A 20,783-nucleotide genomic window follows, 5' to 3' on the forward strand; every position below is an offset into this window, starting at 1 on the left:
TTAGCGCCTTTGCGAGTTTTACGACGCGGCCGAATTCTACCGCAGGCGCCGTTTTGCGAGGGCACGGACTGCTCGCGAGACGGAAGCTTTGCGCTGCGCCCGCTGCTTTGCCGCATTTAAAATTTTATCTACGCACCGCTGTGATCGCGGCACGGCACTTATCCACCGCGCGGCTAAATTTTCTACACGCCGCTTAGGTTGCGGCACGGCGTCCATCTGCTCGCAGCACGATTAAAATTTGTCTATGCGCGCGCCCGATCGCGACGAGGCACCGCCTTAAAAATTTATACTCCGCTCCGTATCTACTGCGAAACGGCGCCGAAATTTCAACGCAAAATGGGCGCCATGAAATTTTCGCGCTGCGAGATAAAATTTGTGTGTCGTTGTACGGCGACGAGGCGCGAACCCATCCGCTGCGTGCGCGATTAAATTTAAAATTTTCGCGCTGCGGCTGCTAGATAAAATTTCGCGACCATTCAGGGGCGGCGAATGATTTAATTTAGATTGTGCCGCACCGCTACGAAGCGGTATGTCGCGCAGCTAAACCCGCGCCGCGCAGTAGTATAACGAAGCGCGAACAGTCGGATTCGCACTGCCTCCGCCACGTAGCGGAGCGCGACCATTTACATCGCGCGCTTTGTAATAGAGGCGGCCGGGTCCGCACCGCGTTGGCGCGTAACAAAGCACTGTGCATTAGATCCGCACCGCGCCCGTTACAAAACGATATATCGCACAGCTAAATCGTTGTCGCACAGCCATATGGCAAAGCGCAAGTAGTCCGATCAGCATCACGCTCGCCGCGTAGCGGAGCGCAGCCATTTACATCGCGCACGCTTTGTAGTGAGCGAAATTTAGTGCAAAAAGTGGCGCACTCCCGTAAAATACATCGCCATGCCGAACTCGTCGGCGCTTGCGATCACCTCATCGTCGCGGATGCTGCCGCCGGGCTGCACCACCGCCGCGACGCCCGCAGCATGGGCGATCTCGATGCTGTCTTTAAACGGGAAAAACGCCTCGCTGGCAAGCGCGCAGCCGCGCAGATCGACGCCCACGTCGAGAGCCTTGGCCACTGCCGCACGCGCGGCGTCCACGCGGCTCGTCATACCCATGCCGATCGCGACCATCGCGCGATTTTTGACGTAAACCACGCAGTTGCTCTTCGTAAGTGCGGCGATCTGCCACGCAATTTTTAGATCATCCAGTTCACTCTCGCTCGCCGCGCGCTTGGTGACGCAGCGGGCATTTGCGACCTCGCCCGCGCCTACGTAGTCGCGCTGCTGATACACAAAGCCGCCGTCAATGAATTTAAAATCATACTTGTCGTTTTCGCGAATTAAAAACTCCCCGCCCTGCTCGAAAATTTTAATACGCTTTTTCTTTTCAAATACCGCAAGCGCCGCGGGCGTGACGCGAGCGGCAAGGATTACCTCGACAAAAATTTCATTGATTTTATGCGCCAGCTCCTCGTCCAAAACGCCATTTATCGCCACGACGCCGCCGTATGCCGAAACGGGATCGCATTTTAGCGCCTCGGTGTAGCTTTCAAGCAGGCTTCCCTTCACGGCAAAACCGCATGGATTGGCGTGCTTGCAGATCGCTACCGCAGGCGCCTTCCCGAAGCTGCTAGCGAGCATCAGCGCGCCGTGCATATCGGTCATATTGTTAAAGCTCGCCTCGCCCTTTAGGCTCTTGAAGTGCTTACTAAAAAAGTCCTCGAACTCGTAAAGTGCGCCCTTTTGGTGCGGATTTTCGCCGTAGCGAGTATCGAATACCTTACTGCCCGTGATAAATTTTTTCGCGCCGAAGCCGCCGTTAAAGCGCTCGTTCATATAGTTTGCGATCATCGCGTCGTAGGCTGCGGTGTGCTCATAAGCTTTAATCATCAAATTTTGCCTAAATTTCAGCTTCTCGCTCTCGTCCGCGCCGCTTAAATTTTGCAAAACCGCGCCGTAATCAAGTGGGCTCGTGACGACATAGACGCTTGCGAAATTCTTAGCCGCGCTTCGAACCATCGCAGGCCCGCCGATGTCGATATTTTCGATGATCTCGGAAAAATCGTCGGTGCGAGCTACGGTCGCTTTAAAAGGATATAAATTTACGCACACGAGATCGATGCCGCCGATGTCGTGCTGCGCGGCTTGGCTTACGTGATTTGCGTCGTTTCGCTTATACAAAATTCCGCCGTGGATCTTTGGATGTAGGGTCTTAACCCGCCCCTCAAACATCTCGGGCGAACCCGAGTACTCGCTCACTTCCGTTGCTTTCACGCCATTTTGCAAAAGCAGTTTATGCGTGCCGCCCGTGCTTAAAATTTCAAATCCGAACCTCTGCAGCCCTTTGGCAAACTCTACGACGCCCTTCTTATCGCTAACACTGATTAACGCTCTCATCTTTTCTCCTTTTAATTTATTCGCATAATTTTTTAAAAATCAGCTCGCGCATGTCGTTTGCATTAAGCTGAAAATACAAAATCGCCTCACGGCGAGCCTTTTGATACTCGCGCCTCGTCTTTCCATCTGCTGCGCCGAGCTTTGCGCCATTAAATTTCGCCATACGCGCCGAACTCAGCTCTTTTAGCCTCTCGCCGCCCGGAGAGATGCCGCCACTATAATTAAACCACTCTTTGCTTTGAAAAATATTAAATAAAATTTTAAAATCTACGAAATTTCCCTTATTATACTCGGCGCAAACCCCGTTTTTGTGGCTTACAGCGTAGATCGCGCCGTATCTGCGCTCGAAAAAATATAGTTTTATGAGCTTTGCGTTTTTGTCTAAATTTGCGCCGTTACCACCTAAAATCGCAAGCTTCGCATCGCCTCGCGTTTCGTAAGGGCCTAAAATCGCGCCGTTTTCGTATAGATTGTCGCCGTAAAAAGCGTATTTCGTATCTCCAAGCTCGTTTGAAAGAACGTAGGTTTTATCGCTTGCGGGCGAGTTTTTGCCCGCGCAGCCGAGCAGCGACAGAACCAAAAACAGAGATGAGATAAAAAATTTCATCGCAAAAACCCTTTAAATTTTAAAATTTTGCCGAATTTATGAAGCGAAAATCGGCAAAGCGAAATTTGCTAAATTTACCGCATTTACCGCGCGCAAATTTTAAATTTGCTTTTCAAATGCCGCCGCTTTGCTCGCGCAGACGTAAATTTTAAAATTTTGCGCCGCTTGCAAAGGCTAAATTTAAAAGCCGCGCGCGAAACGTAAATTTAAACCGCAGCGCAAATTTAGCCGCAAGGACCTGCGCGAACCGGCTAAATTTAAAATTTAACGGCGCAGCTTTATCGCCGAGCCGGGCTGCACTTGCTTTTGCCGCTTTTTAAAATTTTAAATTTACCTGCAAATTTTGTTTTCTAGCTCATCCATAAGCGCGGCTATGTCATCATCAATCGCACCTTGCGCTGCTGCTCGTTTAAATTTTACGCGCCGCTTTAAATTTTACAAGCCGTAAATTTAAATCGGCACGAGATCCAAAACCGCACTAAATATAATAGATGCTGTTTTTAATATTTTTGCCGTCGAGTTCGTTTTTGCGCCACGAACTCTCGTCGTTTAGCACGATCCAGCGCTTCTCCTCCTCGCGGTAAAACCAGTCCTTGTCGATCTGATAGTAGATCTGGCATCCCGAAATTTCGATGATGTTGGCGATGTTGTTGTCGTGGTAGTTGTTCTCATCAAAGTCGGTGAAGGTGCGCTGCCCCATCTCGGCGTAGAGCTCGTTTAAAATTTGAAGCATCTCGCTTAGGCGCGTATCCATCTTCTCGACCTGAAGCCCAAGCTCGTTAGCCTCTCTGAATAAGATCGGATAGTCGTGCGACGGATAGCCGCTGTTTAGCTTGTCGCTGATAAAGGCGATCTTTTGCTCATCTTCGAAGTGGTAGCGCAGAATTTCGCGGCAAATTTTAAGCGACAGGCTACTTGCGCGATCGACGGCGCCAAAAACGAGCGGATGAATATATTTATAAAGCTCCTTGTACGGGTTCTCGTCGTTCGGGCGCTCGTTATTTTTCCAAAGCTTCACCACGCGGCTTAGCTCGTCCATCGATACGTTGGCTTGATCGTTGGTGTTCGTAACCGGCGAAAGCTCGTGTCGCAGCGAAGTATCGACCGACGTGAGATAGCCTAGCGGCCCCATTAAAATTTTATTCGCCCCAAGCGCCATCATCGTAGCCGCCGAAGCGCAGTTTGCAGGCACCAGCGCGATCAGCTCGTCGCAGTGGTTGCGTAGGATCGAGACGATCTTAAGCGAGGCGATGCCGCTGCCGCCGTCGCTTTTGATGTAAAGGTAGAGCTTTTCGAAATGCTTGCCCTTGAGGTGGTCGTTGATACTGATCGCGTCGTTGCCGCAGACGCTGCCCGCGCCCGAGTTAAAATAGGTAAGCAGCGGCGCGCCCAGATATTTCTCGATATTCGTGATCACCTCTTGCGTTTGCTTCATCAAGATCGGCGGTTGCTTCGCCGCCTTTTTGGCGCCCTGCCTATGCGGCTCTTCGTCTTTGGATAAAAATCCCATGTTTTTCCTTTCGTGTTGGTTTGGTTTTAAAATTTTAACTTACAAATATCGCGCAATTTGTCTTGGTGCCACTCGATGCTCTCTTTAACCGTATTGCCTAGAGCCGTATGCGGGCTTTGCAAAAACGCCCTACTATTTTTTAGTCTTGAGCCCACGTATTCATAGCGTGAGATCACGTTTGCGCTGGAGCTTTGCGACACCGAAGCCGAAAACGAGTATGAATAAAGCGGCGCGGAGGAAGCGTAGCCGCTAAAGTGCTCTGTCAGGTTTACGAATTTGCCCTCCGCAAATGCCTTGCAAACGCTGCCGCTCGCGGAATACTCAGCGATTCGTAGCTCTTTATTGGGCGTAAAAACGTAGATCGTAAATTTATTTAGACCTCGTTGCGAAATTTGATCCTTAGCCGTGCCGACTCCTCTTTCGTCCGTAAATAGATAGAGATTGGAGCCCTCCTTTTCATATCTTCCTAAGATTGCGTCATCTTTTAAAAGCACGCCGCCTGAAATTTTATACTCGGTGACGGTCTGCCCGTCGTAGCTCATCATCACGGAATTTTCCGGATGTAGCTCGGCTTGCGAATACTTTACCTTCATACAGCCTGCGAGCAGCGCGACCGCCGCAAGCAGCGCTAAAATTTTAATTTTATCCATAACTCCCCCGAAGTTTATCTGCAAAAATCGTCTAAAATCATGGTTTTAAGACCCTCGGTCGCCTTTTTGAAAAATCCAGCCACAGCCAAGTCCTCCGCGATATATTTCGTATCTTTGCGATCGATCGCTTTTTCAAAATTCATATTTTTATATGCGCTTAGTCCTTTCGAGCTCATATTTTGCACCGAGCTCTCGCTTTTTGAAATTCTACCGTCCGCATAAAGCCAATCGCCGTCTTTAAACATATTTGAAGTATAGTCGAAATTTACGTATCTGCCTGCATTATAGACGCTGCAAATCCCATCTTTATGCCAAATGCTAAATACCATAGCCCTTTCATCGTTAAAAAGATAAAATTTCATCCTCTTAGCATTCAGCGCAGACTTGTAGTTATTGCCGTAAGACTTGCCCGCTTCGTCGAGCACAAGCATCCTAAACTCGCTTCTATCCATAGAATAAGAGCCTAAATTTCTGCCGTTTTCATACAGATCCTCGCCCGCAAATTTATAGATCACAGTTTTGTTGCCGTCGTAAAATTTAAACTCCTTGTCGCTCTTAGCCGGGCGCAATATCGCGCATCCTCCAAGTAGTGCCGCCAAAACAGCTAAAATTATAAAATTTTTCATTCATCACTCCTTAAATTTAATCCAACCTTTTAGACTTTTCTCTGCAAAGCAGACCAAGAAGCGTAGCACCGCTAAGCACGACGGATTTTTTCACATGATCTGCTACTGTCGAATTTAGTTTTTCTAAAATTTTTTTATCCACATAAGATAACTTTTCATTAACGAAATCATACCTGGATGAAATTTTCCCCATTCCTTTTCTTGACATCAAAACATCATAACTATATGCCACGATCGGCTCACCTCGTGAATATATAGTGATATACTCCTTTATATGTACATATTTTCCTGCGGACAATGCTTTACAAACGCCGTCATTATGGCTAAAAGAGATTACTTTAAGAAATTCGTTCGGAACGAATATTATCTCCGTAATTTTTTTAGAATTATGTTCCTTTATCGCACTGGGATCTATATAACCATTTCCCATTTCATCCGTATAAATCTGCATACCAAGTCCCGGTGCTGTAAGATATTTGCCTAACACTTTACCGTTTTTATAAAGCTTTCCGTTATGAGCTCGGTACTCAGTAGAAATATTTCTGTCATAACTTAGCAATACGCTATCTTCCGATCGGGCAATCTTGCTTTGATCTTTTTTGCTCGCGCATCCTCCAAGTAGTGCCGCCAAAACGGCAAAAACTATAAAATTTTTCATTCATCACTCCTTAAATTCTAATCTTTCGCCGCACCTTGTCGGCGTATCGCGAGCCCTACCTCAAAATTTCAAGGCGTTTTGCGCCCTCAAATTTTAAAATTTGCTCGCCCTACTTCTCGCCGAAGCGCTCCTTTAAAATTTTATACGCCTCGTTGATCTCCTGAAGCTTCTTCGTGCCCTCCTGGATGATCTCCTCGTCTGCGCCCTTGCCCATCAGGATGTCGGGGTGGTATTTTTTAACGAGCTCGCGATATTTTTTCTTGATCTCACTAAACGTAGCGTCCTTGGAGAGTCCCAAAATTTCATACGGATCTCTTTTGCTTTTAGCAGAGCTTTGCGAGCCGCCCGAATAGTCACTACCATATCCACCAGAATATCCGCCGCCGTATGAGCCGCTAGAACTTTGCGAGCCTCCGTAGCCCGAACCCGCCGTGCCGCCATATCCGTAGCCGGTGCCGCCGCCGTAACTGCTGCTTCCGTAGCCGCCGGTGCTTCTGCCGCCGTATTTGTCCCAATACCCGCCGCTTCTTGTGCTATAGCCGTCGTATTCGTCGTAAGCGGAGCTGCTTTGCGAGCCGCCGTTTTCGTAATATGTGCCGTAAAAGCTGCGCTCAAAGGTCGCAAACATCTGGCTTTGGATATGCTCGGGCAAGCCCAATCCGTCGCAGATCTGCGAGATCGTGCGCCGCTCTGCCGCGCTAAAACCGCGATCGACGTAGGCTAAATTTAAAAAGAAATAGATTAGCCCAGTTTTGCGGCTCGGGCTCGGGCGGTAGGTTTGGTTATATTTCTCGGCGAGCTCGCGCACGTTTGCAAGGCTTTCTTTCTCGACTTTGTAAACGAGCTTCAGCGCCTCGCGTTCGCGCTCGCCGGCGCCCATTTGGCGCACCAAATCGTCCAAAATTTCGCTTATCATCGCAGCTTCGGACTCGCTTACGTGCCCGTCGCTTTTGGCAACCTTGGCTAGAAGCGCTACTAAAATTTTAGCCTCTCCTAGCTGCATTCGCGCCTTGCCGCGATAGCCGGAGTTACCGAAAACTCCGCCGATCTGAGCGAAAATATAAAGCGCGATTAAAAGAAATACGATGCCGAGCACGCGCTAATCTTCGCTCTTTACGATCTTGGCAAACTCGCCGAAGTAAATTTCTTTTAGCGCGTTTACGTTTTTACGGACGGAATTTATGCGAAACTCTTCGCCGCCGCTGGTGCCTAGGCGCATCAAGCTTAGCCCGTATTTTGCGGCCAGCTCTTTAAATTCCGCCTCGTCGCGCACGCCGAAAATCGCGCGCGAAAAGCTCTCGTCGAAAATATCTCTACTATCGTCGCAGCTCATCTCAAACTCGCCGCCTACGCCGCCTACGCACGCCATCTTCGCAAGCGTGATCGCTACGCCGCCGATACCTACAGAGTTTGCAAATGCCAAAACCCCGCTCTTGCCGGCTTCTATCGCGAAATCCCACAAAGCGCGCTCGATTTTTAAATTTAACTCTGGCAGGCTGCCTGCGACGCGGTTTTCTACCGCTTTCATATAAAGCGAGCCCGCAAAAACGCCCTTCGTATCGCCTACCAGATAGACGCTCACGCCGCTAGCGCAAAAATCGCTAGGGATGATCTCGCCCTCGTTTGTGCCCACGCAGACGATCGCGGGAGTGGGCTGGATGCTAACGCCGCCCGTTTCGTTATATAGGCTTACGTTGCCGCTTACGACGGGGGTATTTAGCGCGGCACAAGCCTGCTTGATCCCCTCGCAGCCCTGCGCGAACTGCCACATAACCTCTGGATTTTGCGGATTGCCGTAGTTTAGGCAGTCTGTGATAGCTAAGGGCGTCGCGCCGCTCATCGCGACCTTTCGCCCCGCCGATGCTACCGCTAGCGCCGCGCCTATGCGAGGATGGACGTAATTCATCCGCGTGTTGCAGTCCGCAGCCATCGCGAGCTTGACGCCGTTTTGCTTAACTCGCATCACCGCAGCGCCCAGCATGCCGGGACGCTTAGCGGAGTTTAACCCCACGTTGGCATCGTATTGATCGTAGATGTAGGATTTATTTAGCACTTCGGGGTCCTCAAAAATTTTATCAAACGCCGCGTCCAGCTCGCGCTCGCTCGCGCCGCAGCCGCATAAATTTTGCCGCGCGATCTGCGCCATATATGCAGGCTCTTTTATCGGGCGATCCAGCACGGGAGCCGCCTCGCTAAGCGGCTCGATCGGAATGACGCCCGCCAGCTCGCCGTGCCAAAAAAGCTCCATCTTGCCGCTATCGGTCACCTCGCCGATTACGGCGGCATCAAGATCCCATTTAGCAAAAATTTCTTTGATTTTCTCCTCGCAGCCCTTTTTGGCGCAGATCAGCATGCGCTCTTGACTCTCACTCAGCATCAGCTCATACGGACTCATCCCCTCCTCGCGCATCGGCATGCAGTCTAAATTTAACCTCATGCCGCTGCCGCTGCGCCCCGCCATCTCAAAGCTGCTTGAAGTAAGCCCCGCCGCGCCCATATCCTGGATACCCACGACGTAGTCGGTCTTAAAAAGCTCCAAGCACGCCTCCATCAGCAGCTTTTCGGCGAACGGATCGCCCACCTGCACCGTCGGGCGCAGAGATTTGTTTGCGTCGTTAAAGCTATCGCTCGCCATCACGGCTCCGCCGAGCCCGTCGCGCCCCGTCTTAGAGCCCGCGTAGATCACGCTGTTGCCCACGCCTTCGGCCCTGCCGTAGAAAATTTCATCCTTTTTAACGATACCAAGAGCAAAGGCATTAACTAAAATGTTGCCGTCAAAGCTCTTATCGAAGCTTGTCTCACCGCCGATCGTAGGGATGCCCATGCAGTTGCCGTAGTGCGCGATGCCGGCAACCGCGCCCTTAAGCAGATAGCGCTGCTTTCGTGCATTCTCGCTTCTTCCTCGCACCTCGCCGAAGCGAAGCGAGTTCATATTGGCTTCGACGCGCGCGCCCATCGTAAAGATATCGCGCAGTATCCCGCCCACGCCGGTCGCAGCGCCCTGAAACGGCTCGATGAAGCTAGGGTGGTTGTGGCTTTCCATCTTAAAAACCGCAGCCATGCCGCCGCCGATGTCGATGACGCCTGCATTTTCACCGGGGCCTTGGATAACCCAAGGCGCCTTGGTCGGAAAGCCGCTTAAGTATTTTTTGCTCGATTTGTAGCTACAGTGCTCGCTCCACATCGCGCTAAAAATCCCAAGCTCGAGCAGATTTGGCTCGCGACCTAAAATTTTTAAAATTTTTTCATATTCTTCGTCTGAAATTTTATGTGCCGCTACTACTTTTTTGTCCATTTTTTCGCCCTTTTCGCCGTTAAATTTAGGTCCGTATGATAGCTAAAATTTTCTATCATTTCGATTAATCTTCGCCCTTTTTAAGATACTTCTCGTAAAGTTTCGCCTCTTTTAAAAACGCGTAAAATGCGTTAATGTTTGCCGTGATAAATCCCTTGCGCCCGTCAAAAAGCGATCTGCGCAAAATGTATGATTTAAAAAACGCAAACGGATAGATCAGCAAAAGCTTCGCAAGGCTCGGCTTCTTACCCTTCTCAAAATCCCCCTGCGCGCGCAGCGTGGAGTAGTTGTTGTTTTTCATAACGAGCTCGGCGATCGGCTTTTCGCTAAAGTGATTGATGCAAAATTTGCTCTTTTTCACCGCGCCCTTTACGATCGAAATTTGCGCGTGTACTCCCATATTTTTATACTCGCCGCACTCCTTGCGAAAGAAGCGGATGTGAGTATTTTTGCGCACGAGATCCGAGCACTTGCGCCCGAGCGAGTATTCATGAAATTTAATATCCAGCGCCGAATAATCGCTCTGGCTCATAAACTCCTCTATCTCGCCTTTTAGCTCAGGGCTTACCTCCTCGTCGCCGTCGAGATTTAGCACCCATTCGTTGCTACATAGCGAAAACGCGTAGTTTTTCTGCACCCCCTCGCCCCGCCAGTCGTGATGGTAAATTTTATCGGTAAATTTACGCGCGATTTGCAGCGTGGCATCGGTGCTGCCGCTATCGACGATTATGATCTCGGCGAAATCCGCCACGCTACGCAGCATACGCTCGATGTGGCGCTCCTCATTCATCACTATTGCATAAACGGACGCTTTAATCATAGTTTGTTCCTTATCCTTGTAAATTTCAGCCAAAAATCAAAAAACCCCTCCGTACCCAAAATGCCGATACGCTTTACGGCGTATCTGTCGTCGCCTACCTCGTAAAGTCCACGCTTGACGACCACCGCGCCTTTAAAATTTGATCTAGCGATATTTAAAATTTCGTCGTTAAATTTACCGTACGGGTAGGCAAACACCTCGCACGGCTGAGCGCAAATACGCGCTACGCGAGCCTTGGATTCGATGATCTCGTCTGCGGCGAGCTGCGGATCGCTCGCGTAAGTAAGGTCTAAATTTACGTGGTGCATCGTATGTGCGCCGAACTCCACCAGCCCGCTTGCTTGCATTTTTAAAATTTGCTCCTCGCTTAGCATCCGCGCAAGATGGGTCGTGTTAGCGCGCTCCCAGTCGTTTTGCGCGGCGTCCGGGACCAAAAATATGCTCGCTTTGAAATTGTATTTTTTCAAAATTTCAAAGGCGTCGGTAAAATTATTTTCAAACCCGTCATCGAATGTGATGCAAACCGCCTTTTTAGGCAGCCGCTCTAGCGCGATAAGCTCGCTAAGCTTAAAGCTTTTAAAGCCATTTTTCGCAAGCCACGCGATCTGTCTTTCAAAATCCGCAGGCTTCAGCCGCCATTTGTCGAATTTATCGCCCTTGTGCTCCTCTACGCTATGATACATCAGCACCCGCGCCTTATGCCAGCCCTGCGGGATCCGCCACCAGTTATACCGCAGCGAAACGCCCGCTACGGCGGCAAAGATCAGAAAGGCTACAAAATAAATCATCTGAATTTCTCTCCGTTTTTATAGACGAACTCGCGCCATTCGTAAGGCTCGCTAAGCATCAAGCCAAATGTCAGCTCCAGCATAAATTTAGATACGCGCGTGGCATTTACAATTTCTAGCGCCCTAGCCCGACCATTTTTGCCGATAGCCTCGAAACTTCCGTTTTGCAAGCATTCTTTGATCTTGGCAAAACAATCCTTTACATCGCTAAAATATACGACATCGCACCCATCGATAAAAAGTCTATCCAAGCCCTTTATAGCGGGACTGAATGTGCAAACTCCGCACCCCATAAATTGAGCCATTCGATCGGATGAGTATAAAATTTTACTTTGATTCGGCTTCCAAACGCCGTCATCCGCGTTAAAATTTATCGCTATTTTAGAGCGCGAAATTTCTTGCTGAAACCGCTCCCCAAATACAAGCGGCTCGCCTAAACTTCCGTAAATTTTAATCTCGATCCCCTCTTTAGCGCATAGCTGTTTTAGAGTCTCGATAAATTCCTTTCTGTTAGGCAGGTAGTCGTTGCCGATATAAAGGACGTCGTGGCTCTTTTCCGACTCAAAATTTCTATCGAATGCGGCATCCGAGATATTGGGCATAAACGAAACTAAGGTATTTGGATTGCGGCGCGAAATTTCCGCCAGATCCGTAGCATTAGTGCAAAAAAACGCATCGGCTAGGGAAATTTTATTAAAATCGCCGCTATCGGCGCTTCTTAAATCTGCATACCACTGGATTATTTTGATCTTCGGCAGTAGCTTTTTGATGCGGCTTAGAGTATCAAATTTTATCTTTTCGACCTTGCCGATTAAAAGCAGATCGGCGCCGATGTTTTCGCAGATACGCACGAGTTTGGCGTTCATTTTAGCTAACCCGCTGTTTTTCAGCCCGCAAAAGCGCAGGCTCCGCTCCCAATCGCGGTAACTAAAATCATAGACGAAATGTCCGCTGCGGATGAGCCCGTGGCTGATCTTGCGCTCCATGCCGTAGAAAAAACTGCCGTCGTCGTATTCGTTGAAAATGCCGCAATGCACGATCTTTAGGCTTCGCATAACAGCTCCTCGTAGTAATTTTTAAGCGAGCTAATATAATTTTGCAGCGTCAAAGTTTGCTTGAACTTGGCGTGTTTTTGCGCAAAAGCCCGTGCGTATTTGCCGTAAGTGCGGTAAATTTCATCGATTTTAGCGCCTAGATTCGCCGGTTCATACAAAAACTCTTCGCTTAAAATTTCCGAAATTCCGCCCACGCGGGTAGATATCAGCACGGGCGAATAAAAAATACCTTCGATCAAAATCACCGGAAAGCCCTCCTTGCGCGAGCTGATGACGTGCAGGTGCGATGCGGCAAGCACAGCCGCAACGTCGTCGCAAAAGCCGCATAGCCGCACGCGGTCCTGCAATTTTAGCGAATCGATTAAATTTTGCAAATTTTGCCTCTCGCCACCCTGACCGTAAATTTTAAGCTCGAAATCGAATTTCAGCTCGCTTGCGGCGCGGATCAAAAGATCAAAACCCTTGATCTTATCGAGCCTGCCGACCGCGACGATGCTAAATTTAAAATTTTCCGCCGCTGCGTTTGCGCCCTGTTGCGATACGAATACGCTGCTGGTCTTATTTTGCGATGCGTCCGCATCCAAAGCCCTATCTTGCGATACACTCGCCCTATCAGGCATATCTTGCGACGTGTCCGCAGCGTAAGCCATATTTTGCGACGCACCCGCAACGCCAGCCGAGTCGCCGCGCGCACCCTTTGTTTCCTTGGACGCCACGTTTGCGGCACCCTCCGCTTCCTTGCAGAGCGCGAAAATTTCACGATTTGCAAACTCCCGCCGCGGCTCTATGCCGAAATATATCACCTTCGCGGCGTGATTTATCGTGGTTGCGACCTTGCGCGAGGCTGCGATGACGTTTCGCACGCGATCGAAAACCGGCGCCTTGCGATCGTTGTGCTTGGTCGCAACAAGCTTAAGGCTTAAAAATTTTTCGACCACAAAGCCGATCTGCGCGGCTTTAGCGCCGTGCGAATGCAAAATTTCAAATCCGCCCGAGCGTAAAAACCGATAAATTTCAGCGAACAAAAACGGATTGTAGCGCTTGTCGCGGCTTTTGTACTGATAAATTTGCACGCGCGCATCCAGACGCTGCAAAAACTCGCATCTATCGGGCACGATTAGCGCCGTCTGCGCGCTTTTGCAAAGCTCATTTAGCGAGTCGATCACGATCTTTTCGACGCCGCCGTAAAATCTGGAGCAGCAAAGATAGGCGATTTTCATCTATTTCTGCCCTTCTTCATCTTCAAAATAAAGCTAAAAAGCCCCTGTCTGCCGCTAACCATGATGCGCGGAATTTCAAAGTTTGAGTAGTGTGGACGGAATACGTCGTTTTGCGTCGTAACGGCGCAGCTAAAGCCCGCCTCGCGCGCGCAGCGCACGCTAATCTCGTCGTAAAAGCCGAACGGATAGGCAAAGGCGCTGCAAGGGATGTCAAATTTCGCCTCTATTTCGCGTTTTGATTCACTCATCTGGCGCAGCTGCTCTTGCGGATCCAGGCTAGGCAAGTTTGCGTGATCCAGCGTATGCGAACCGATCTCGATAAGCCCGCTTCGCAAAAGCTCGCGGACCTCCTCGTCGCTTAGCATCTCCTCGCGATTTAGCTCATCGCTTGATTTTTTCAGATCTTTATCGGTCGCCCAATCCCCGTCAAAGCGCCGGTTCACGATGAAAATCGTCGCCTTAAAGCCGTATTTTTGAAGTATCGGCAGAGCGCCCGTGAGATTATCGCGATACCCGTCGTCGAAGGTAATACAAACCGCCTTTGCAGGCTTTTTATCCAAACTTGCAAGCTCGCTTAAAGTGTAGCTCGTAAAACCGCTTCGCTTCAGCCATGCAAGCTGTTTTTCAAACGCGGCGGGGGTCACGCGCAGGCGGTTAAATTTAGAGGCATGCTTTGGCAGATGCTCGCGGATCATATGATACATCAGCACGCGCGGATACTCGTAAGGCAGATCCTTCGCCCACCACGCAAAGCGCAGGCAAAACCACGCAAAAAGCGCTACCGCCGCAAAAGCCAAAACCGCCGCGTAGATCATCGCTCGATCCTCATGCGATATGCCAAAAAACTCAAAATCGTAGCCAGACTTAGCGCCTCTTTCGACAGATACGCGCCGTGGTCGAACTGGCAATCTATCAAAAGATAGATTAGAAGCGTAAGAACCCCAAACTGCCTGCTTTGAATGCACTCTTTAAAAACGCTAAATAAAATCAAGCCGTAAAAGATGAGGCCGAACACGCCGCTATAAAGTAAAATTTCTAAAAATAGATTGTGCGGCGCGTTGTATTCAGGATGCTCAAGGACCGGGGAGCCCGGCAAATTTATATATGAGCCCAGCCCGTAGCCCAAGATAGGCTTTTGCTGCGCCATTTCCAAAATATAGCTCCAAATCACGGTCCTACCCGAAGAATCGCCGCTAAATAGCGCGGCTAGCCTTTGCTCAAACGACGGCGAAAGCGCAAGCAAAACAGCAAAAATCGCGATAAAGCCTACCGTGAAAAGCAGGTATTTTTTGTTTAGGCTCTTTAAATTTAACGCGCCGTAAAACACAAGCGCGCAAAACGCGCCAACCCACGCCGCTCTGGAAAATGAAAAGATCATAAAAAATGCAAACAAAAATAGAGCCGCAAATTTAAGCGCCAAAGGCCGCCGTATCGCCACCGCGCTAAGGCAGAGCCCAAAGCCCATAAAAAGCCCTAAAATATTGCGGTTCGAAAGCGATCCGCTAAGTCCGCCGCGAACAGAATCGCTTGAAAAGACGATTGCGTCGCTGCTGTTTGCAAACTGATAGATCACGCTCACCGATAAAATCCCAAGCCCCACGAACAAAAAGGCAAAAACGACGCTCTGATCAAAGAATTTAAGCTTGTAAAAATAGCAAAGCGTCAAAAATATCGTACCGTATCGAAGGATGAAAAATAGCGTGCTCTGCCATGCTTTTTTTGAGATAACAGCCTCGTTTAGGAGGTTTGAGATCGCTAGCGTCGCCACTAAACAGACGAAGCAGATCGCGATAAATCGCGTTTTTTTCAAAATTTCGCTTAGGATTGCGTAGTTTTTAAAATACAATAGATGCACCAAAAAGAGTAAATTTAGCGCTGCAAAGGAGATCTGATAGACCGCGTTTTTAAAAAATAGCGACGCGCACCAAAGAAGCAGCAGCGTTAAAAATGTGATTCTCCAGCCGCTAGGCGCGCCGTTTTCGTAAAAAATTTTTTTCATATTAAACTCTCATAAACCTTTATCGTTTTTTCTACCATCTGCTCTAGGCTGAAGTTTTGCGAAACATAGCCGTAGCCGTCAAATTTCAGCTCGCGCGCGGGGGCAAACAGCCCCGCCAGCGCCTGCGCGTCGCCTACGTCAAAAAAATAGCCGTTTTCGCCCTCTTTGATAATATCGAGCGCGCCGCCGTGACGGGTCGCGATCACCGGGCAATTCAGCGCGATCGCCTCAGCCATCGAGCGCCCGAAGCTCTCGGGCTTGCTCGAAGCGCTTACCGTGACCGACGAGAGCGAGTAAATTTCGGCTACCTTGCTCTGCGAATCCGTAAAAATTACGCGCTCGTCCAGGCCAAGCTCAGCTACGAGCGATTTTAGCTCGGAAAAATACTCGTCGCGACCCGCTCCCACGCCGCCTACGATCAAAATTTTAAGATTTTGTTCGCTTGCTAAAGCCGCGGCGCGGATCAGGGTTTTGTAATCCTTAATCTGCGTGATGCGCCCCACGGCAGAGACGATGAAATCATCCTGCGCGAGGTTAAAATTCTGCCGAAATTCTGCAATGAAGCGCTCGTCTAAATTTTTGGGATTAAATTTTTCTAGATCGATACCGCGCGGAATGATCGTGATTTTGGCCGCATCCGCGCCGTAGCTTCGCACTACGTGATCGCGCGCATAGCCGCTAGGACAGATGATCGCGTCCGCATCGGTCATGATTTTGCTGTAGAAATTTACGGAATTTATCCCGTGCACGGTGCTTACGATCTTTGCACGCGGGCGAGCAAATTTAACCAGCCACGCCGGCACGCGAGAGCGGACATGCACGATGTCTGGAGCGATCTCGCTTAAAATTTTACGCAGCTTTAAAATGCGCGCCGGAGCGCTTAGGATACTTTTGGAGCAAACGTCGAGCTGCACGTGCACGCCGCCCTCGTTTTCTATCTCGGGTGCCAATTTGCCGCCGTTACTGATAACGAAATTTTCGATGCCGCGCCGCGTAAACTCCCTATTTAGCTCGACTACGCCGCGCTCGACGCCGCCTTCGTTCAGCTCTGGCAGGATTTGCACGACCCTCATATTTTTATCTCCCTCACAAACGCCTTAAGATCGTACTTCGCAGTCTTTTTTAGCTTCGCACCCTCGCTGTATCGCCTAGCATATCCCGAAGAAACGAGAGCGCTTATAAAATCGTCAAATTTATTATGAGCGTCTTTGCGTTTTAAACTCAAAATGGCTACGCTCGCGCTCCCGTTAGATGCAGCCTCGCTTATCATCGAGACGCTGTCCTCGCTGATAAAGACCCACTCGCACTGCGCCAAAAAATCGCCGATCGGATTTACGGGCTCGCAGCTGTAAATCACGCTGTAATCCCAGCTAAGCTTTTCTAGCGCGCTCTCGGTAGCCCGCGGCGTGCGCGGAGAGGTCGTTAGCGCAAACTCGCAGTCCGCAAACTGCGCCCTTACGTCCTCAATCTGCTTTAAAATTTCATCACCCATCTCAAAGCAGGAATTCGGTCCGCCGATGATAAATCCTACCGCTTTGCGCTGCGGCTGATACAGCCCCTGCGGGCGCGAAAAGCTAAGCGAGACGGGCGAAATTTTAAGGTTCGCGCGCGACGTCGGGCGATCATGCGCGCCTGCGATGATGACGCTAAAATCCTTGCGGTAGCCTTTCGGATACATTAGCGCTACGCTCGGCTTTGCGTATCTGCGCGCGTAAAATTTCAGCGCGTAATAGGTCGTCGAGCCCGCGCCTACGAACAGATCGAAATCTGCGAAATTTAAATTGCGATCTGCCGGAGCATCTAAATTTGCGTTATATGATACGGCGTCTGAATTGGCGCCATTCGGCGCGGCGGAGCTGTTTAAAGCGGGGTTGTTTAAATTTGATCCGTTTTTGAGGTCCGCCGCCGTGCCGCTCCCACCAAGATCGCACTTAAAAATTTTAAAATAAAGTCCGAAAAAATCAAGCGCGTAGGAGCAGAGTTTAAGAAGCTTGCTTGCGTAAGCGATCTTGCAAATGCAAAAATCAAGCCCTTTTAGCTCGCAAAATGCGATACTTTGGTTCTCGTGCCCCTTGCGGCCGTCGCTTAAGATGAGTGCTTTGCGATGCGGATTTTTTGGGGCGGACGGATTTGCAGCGGAGTTTTCGCTGTTTAAATTTAACGACCCTCTACCTGCGCGCCACGCCCAGCCCGAGGCGCCCGCTCTTAAATTTTTACCTCTAAAGCTTTCGCGTCGCAAAGTGCAAGAGGGGCGACCGCAAACCGATATGAAATTTTTGAGGTCCGAATTTTTGCCCTCTCGCGCAGCGGCGATCGCTACGAAATTTTCGCGATTTAAAATTTTGCCCTCTCGTGCGACACCGCCTAAATTTACAGCACTTTGCTCTTTTATAAAAAGGCGCAAGCCCTGCGGCGCGGATAAATTTCTTATGGCCCCCCGTCTGCTCTCACCTTTTAAAATTTGCCGCGCCATAGCTAATCCATCTTCCAGCGCTTGTGCATCCAAAACCACTGCTGCGGCGCGGTTCGCACGACCTCTTCGAAAATGTCGTTGCATTTTTGCGTGATAAACAGCTCGGCCTCGTCCTTATTTAGCCCCTCAGGTAGCGACGGAAAATCCTTTATCACGATCTCGTAGCGATCATCTTCTCCGCGGCGCGCAAAGATCGGGATCAGCACGGGGCGAAATTTCAAATAAAGCGACGCGATAGTCTTTGTAGTGTAGCACTGCCGTCCAAAAAAAGTCGTAATCAGGCTATTTTTAGGACCCGGCTTTTGATCGGGCAGAATGCCTACGTTGCGCCCCTGCTTTAGCGCCTGCACGAGCCTGCGCATCGCATCGTCCTTGTAGATAAGATCGTTGCCGTAGCGCTCACGAAAGGGTGCCACGAGCCGCTCTTCGATCAGCTCGTTATCACTGCGGCGCCCGACTACCGAGACGGGAAAGCCATTGGCGCCGAAAAAATTAGCTAGAATTTCCCAATTTCCAAAATGCGCGGTAAAAAATAAAATCCCGTGCGGATTATCACCTTTTAGCTCTCGGACGCGCTCTAGCGCCTGCTCGCCGTTTGAAATCAGATCATCAAATTTTAGTCTACCATTATAAAATAAAAGCGTGTCGGTAAGCGTCCTAGCGATACTGCGAAAATTCTCGATCGCAAGAGCGTGAAGCTCACTTTCGCTTTTTTGCGGATAGGCGGCGCGAAGGTTGTCTTGTGCGACTTTAACGCGCCTGCTAAGCTTCCACGATGCAAAAAGTGCGAGCTTATCGAAAAATGCGAATATGAAGCTTTTCGGGGCGAATTTTGCAAATTTTATCAGACCCAGCGCCAAAAAATATTGGATTTTTTCCTTCATAAAGACCTCATTTTAAATACGAGATTATATTGAATTTTGGCTAATTAGTAGCTAAAACGCTATTTGCCGAGGCAAAAATTGCTAAACATTTCGTCTAGAATCTCGTCTCGCTCAAATGGACGCGAAATACGTGCAATCGCCTCAATCGCGCGATTTATCTCAAATGCAAAAAGCTCAAGCTCGCCGCAAGCCAGGCGCTCGCTCGCATTTTTAAGAGCCGCAAGCGCGCTCTCACAAGATAGAATTTGCCGCTCGTTGCTTAGCATAAGGCCATCGAAATTTTGAGAATTTAAGTAGCTCTCAAGTGCGGTTAAAATTTTATCCACGCCCTCGTTTGCAGAAATTTCAAGTGGCGTAAAAATGGAATTTGCCTGGGTATTTTGCCCAGCAGAATTTATTGCAGAGCTACTAGGCGCGATGGAATTTACAGGATTTTGTTTGGAATCATCTTTCGTAAAATTCCCCGCAGCACAGCTTGCAGTAACGCGCTCGGTATTTGGCGACACTAGTCCCGCTTTTGCGGCGGAATTCTGCCCCACCAGATTTATGGAATTCGCAAGAGCTATTTGGCTTGTAGGCGCGGAATTTGTGGAAGTAGAATTTTGCGCGCTTAAGTCAGGCTTTAAATTTTTAGCTTTTAAATTCTGCACGCAGGAATTTAAAGAAGCGTCGCAGGTCCGACTTTGCTTTAAATTTTCGGCTGTGAAATTCTCTGATATGGGATTTTCGGCTGCGAAATTTTTTTCAGAAAAAGCCTCTAAATCCTCGTCAAGATCCTCCACGCTAGGATGAAATTTACGCGGCAAGTCGCATTTATTTAAAACGTAGATGATTTTTTTGTCTTTTTGTTCGCGCAGTATTTTTAGGATCTGCGCGTCCTCGGCGTCCCATTCGCGACTTGCGTCAAACACCGCCAAAATCACGTCTGCCTCGCTTGCAGCGCGAAGAGAATATGAAATGCCGATACTTTCGAGCTTTGAGCCGCTATGTCTGATACCTGCAGTATCGACTATACGGATTAGATGAGTGCCTATCTGCAGGCTTTCTTCGATGAGATCGCGCGTAGTGCCCGCTTCGTCGCTCACGATAGCGCGACTAAAGCTCAGCATAGAATTTAAAATGCTTGATTTACCGACATTGGGCTTGCCTACGATCGCTACTTTAAAGCCCTCGATTAGCCCTTTGCGACTGCGGCTTATGCGGGTGATTTTTTCCAGGCTTTTTATATTTTCATCCAGCATCTTTTGCGAGCTTTGCAGCACGTCAGAAGGCAGATCGTCCTCTGCGTAGTCGATGCAAACCTCGACAAAAGCTAGCGTCTTAACCAGAGCCGCGCGCAGATTTGCGACGAAGTCTGCTAGCTCGCCGCGCAGGTTTCTAGCTAAAATTTTAGCCGCACTTTGCGAGCGCGAATTTATAAGATCGCTTATGGCTTCCGCTTTGCTAAGATCTATTTTACCGTTTAAAAACGCTCGCTTACTAAACTCGCCCGGATTTGCTATGCGCGCGCCCAGAGCCAGCACGGCATCTAACGCCAAGGACGAAGCCGTAAAGCCGCCGTGGGTCTGCACTTCTACGACATCCTCGCCGGTAAAGCTATGCGGAGCCTTAAAATATATCAAAATCGCCTCACCGAACGCTTCGCCACTCGCATCAAAAAGATTCACAAGCGTAGCATAGCGAGGGCGCAAAGAGCTGCGATGTGAAAGGCTTAGAGCGATAGATAGCGCTTCCTCGCCTGAAATTCTAACTATGCAAATTCCGCCGATGCCGTGAGCCGTAGCGATAGCGGCGATAGTCTCGCTCAC

The 20,783-nt window shown here is 49.5% G+C and carries 19 protein-coding genes; all 19 read right to left on the reverse strand.

What is annotated here, in order from left to right; genetic code table 11:
* Nucleotides 1-693 precede the first annotated feature (693 nt).
* Nucleotides 694-819 (reverse strand): hypothetical protein, encoded by a 126-nt coding sequence (locus tag Q0224_RS05230; protein ID WP_297949648.1) that lies wholly within the window; start codon nucleotides 817-819, stop codon nucleotides 694-696.
* Between the two features lie 32 nt (nucleotides 820-851).
* Nucleotides 852-2,390 (reverse strand): bifunctional phosphoribosylaminoimidazolecarboxamide formyltransferase/IMP cyclohydrolase, encoded by a 1,539-nt coding sequence (purH, locus tag Q0224_RS05235; protein WP_297949650.1) that lies wholly within the window; start codon nucleotides 2,388-2,390, stop codon nucleotides 852-854.
* Between the two features lie 16 nt (nucleotides 2,391-2,406).
* Nucleotides 2,407-2,997: a hypothetical protein gene (locus tag Q0224_RS05240; protein WP_297949652.1), complete on the reverse strand. Its 591-nt coding sequence runs from the start codon at nucleotides 2,995-2,997 to the stop codon at nucleotides 2,407-2,409.
* Between the two features lie 478 nt (nucleotides 2,998-3,475).
* On the reverse strand, nucleotides 3,476-4,507 hold the full coding sequence (locus Q0224_RS05245; RefSeq protein ID WP_297949654.1) for a hypothetical protein: 1,032 nt from the start codon (nucleotides 4,505-4,507) through the stop codon (nucleotides 3,476-3,478).
* Nucleotides 4,508-4,533: 26 nt separating this feature from the next.
* Nucleotides 4,534-5,157 (reverse strand): hypothetical protein, encoded by a 624-nt coding sequence (locus Q0224_RS05250; protein ID WP_297949656.1) that lies wholly within the window; start codon nucleotides 5,155-5,157, stop codon nucleotides 4,534-4,536.
* A gap of 14 nt (nucleotides 5,158-5,171) precedes the next feature.
* A complete protein-coding gene (locus tag Q0224_RS05255; protein WP_297949658.1) occupies nucleotides 5,172-5,783 on the reverse strand; it encodes a hypothetical protein in 612 nt (203 codons plus the stop codon).
* Between the two features lie 16 nt (nucleotides 5,784-5,799).
* Nucleotides 5,800-6,441 (reverse strand): hypothetical protein, encoded by a 642-nt coding sequence (locus Q0224_RS05260; RefSeq protein WP_297949660.1) that lies wholly within the window; start codon nucleotides 6,439-6,441, stop codon nucleotides 5,800-5,802.
* A gap of 109 nt (nucleotides 6,442-6,550) precedes the next feature.
* Nucleotides 6,551-7,537: a molecular chaperone DjiA gene (locus tag Q0224_RS05265; RefSeq protein WP_297949662.1), complete on the reverse strand. Its 987-nt coding sequence runs from the start codon at nucleotides 7,535-7,537 to the stop codon at nucleotides 6,551-6,553.
* 3 nt (nucleotides 7,538-7,540) lie between these two features.
* Complete coding sequence (gene purL / locus Q0224_RS05270) at nucleotides 7,541-9,736, reverse strand: phosphoribosylformylglycinamidine synthase subunit PurL (RefSeq protein ID WP_297949664.1); 2,196 nt, start codon at nucleotides 9,734-9,736, stop codon at nucleotides 7,541-7,543.
* Between the two features lie 64 nt (nucleotides 9,737-9,800).
* Nucleotides 9,801-10,556 (reverse strand): glycosyltransferase family 2 protein, encoded by a 756-nt coding sequence (locus Q0224_RS05275; RefSeq protein WP_297949666.1) that lies wholly within the window; start codon nucleotides 10,554-10,556, stop codon nucleotides 9,801-9,803.
* On the reverse strand, nucleotides 10,553-11,344 hold the full coding sequence (locus Q0224_RS05280) for a polysaccharide deacetylase family protein (RefSeq protein ID WP_297949668.1): 792 nt from the start codon (nucleotides 11,342-11,344) through the stop codon (nucleotides 10,553-10,555). Before Q0224_RS05280 ends, Q0224_RS05275 begins: the two co-directional genes overlap by 4 nt.
* Complete coding sequence (locus tag Q0224_RS05285; RefSeq protein WP_297949670.1) at nucleotides 11,341-12,399, reverse strand: glycosyltransferase; 1,059 nt, start codon at nucleotides 12,397-12,399, stop codon at nucleotides 11,341-11,343. Before Q0224_RS05285 ends, Q0224_RS05280 begins: the two co-directional genes overlap by 4 nt.
* A complete protein-coding gene (locus tag Q0224_RS05290; RefSeq protein ID WP_297949672.1) occupies nucleotides 12,387-13,619 on the reverse strand; it encodes a glycosyltransferase in 1,233 nt (410 codons plus the stop codon). The genes Q0224_RS05285 and Q0224_RS05290 overlap by 13 nt, the downstream gene beginning before the upstream one ends.
* Nucleotides 13,616-14,434: a polysaccharide deacetylase family protein gene (locus Q0224_RS05295; protein ID WP_297949674.1), complete on the reverse strand. Its 819-nt coding sequence runs from the start codon at nucleotides 14,432-14,434 to the stop codon at nucleotides 13,616-13,618. The genes Q0224_RS05290 and Q0224_RS05295 overlap by 4 nt, the downstream gene beginning before the upstream one ends.
* Nucleotides 14,431-15,618: an O-antigen ligase family protein gene (locus Q0224_RS05300; protein WP_297949676.1), complete on the reverse strand. Its 1,188-nt coding sequence runs from the start codon at nucleotides 15,616-15,618 to the stop codon at nucleotides 14,431-14,433. Before Q0224_RS05300 ends, Q0224_RS05295 begins: the two co-directional genes overlap by 4 nt.
* Nucleotides 15,615-16,691 (reverse strand): glycosyltransferase family 4 protein, encoded by a 1,077-nt coding sequence (locus tag Q0224_RS05305; protein ID WP_297949678.1) that lies wholly within the window; start codon nucleotides 16,689-16,691, stop codon nucleotides 15,615-15,617. The genes Q0224_RS05300 and Q0224_RS05305 overlap by 4 nt, the downstream gene beginning before the upstream one ends.
* Nucleotides 16,688-18,091, reverse strand: a complete 1,404-nt coding sequence (locus Q0224_RS05310) for an ELM1/GtrOC1 family putative glycosyltransferase (RefSeq protein WP_297949680.1) — start codon at nucleotides 18,089-18,091, stop codon at nucleotides 16,688-16,690. The genes Q0224_RS05305 and Q0224_RS05310 overlap by 4 nt, the downstream gene beginning before the upstream one ends.
* 2 nt (nucleotides 18,092-18,093) lie before the next feature.
* Nucleotides 18,094-18,975, reverse strand: coding sequence for a lysophospholipid acyltransferase family protein (locus Q0224_RS05315; RefSeq protein ID WP_297949682.1), 882 nt, complete (start codon nucleotides 18,973-18,975; stop codon nucleotides 18,094-18,096).
* 59 nt (nucleotides 18,976-19,034) lie between these two features.
* A complete protein-coding gene (mnmE, locus tag Q0224_RS05320) occupies nucleotides 19,035-20,783 on the reverse strand; it encodes a tRNA uridine-5-carboxymethylaminomethyl(34) synthesis GTPase MnmE (protein ID WP_297949684.1) in 1,749 nt (582 codons plus the stop codon).

Source organism: uncultured Campylobacter sp. (genome assembly GCF_938002845.1).
In the GTDB taxonomy this organism is placed as follows: Bacteria; Campylobacterota; Campylobacteria; order Campylobacterales; family Campylobacteraceae; genus Campylobacter_B.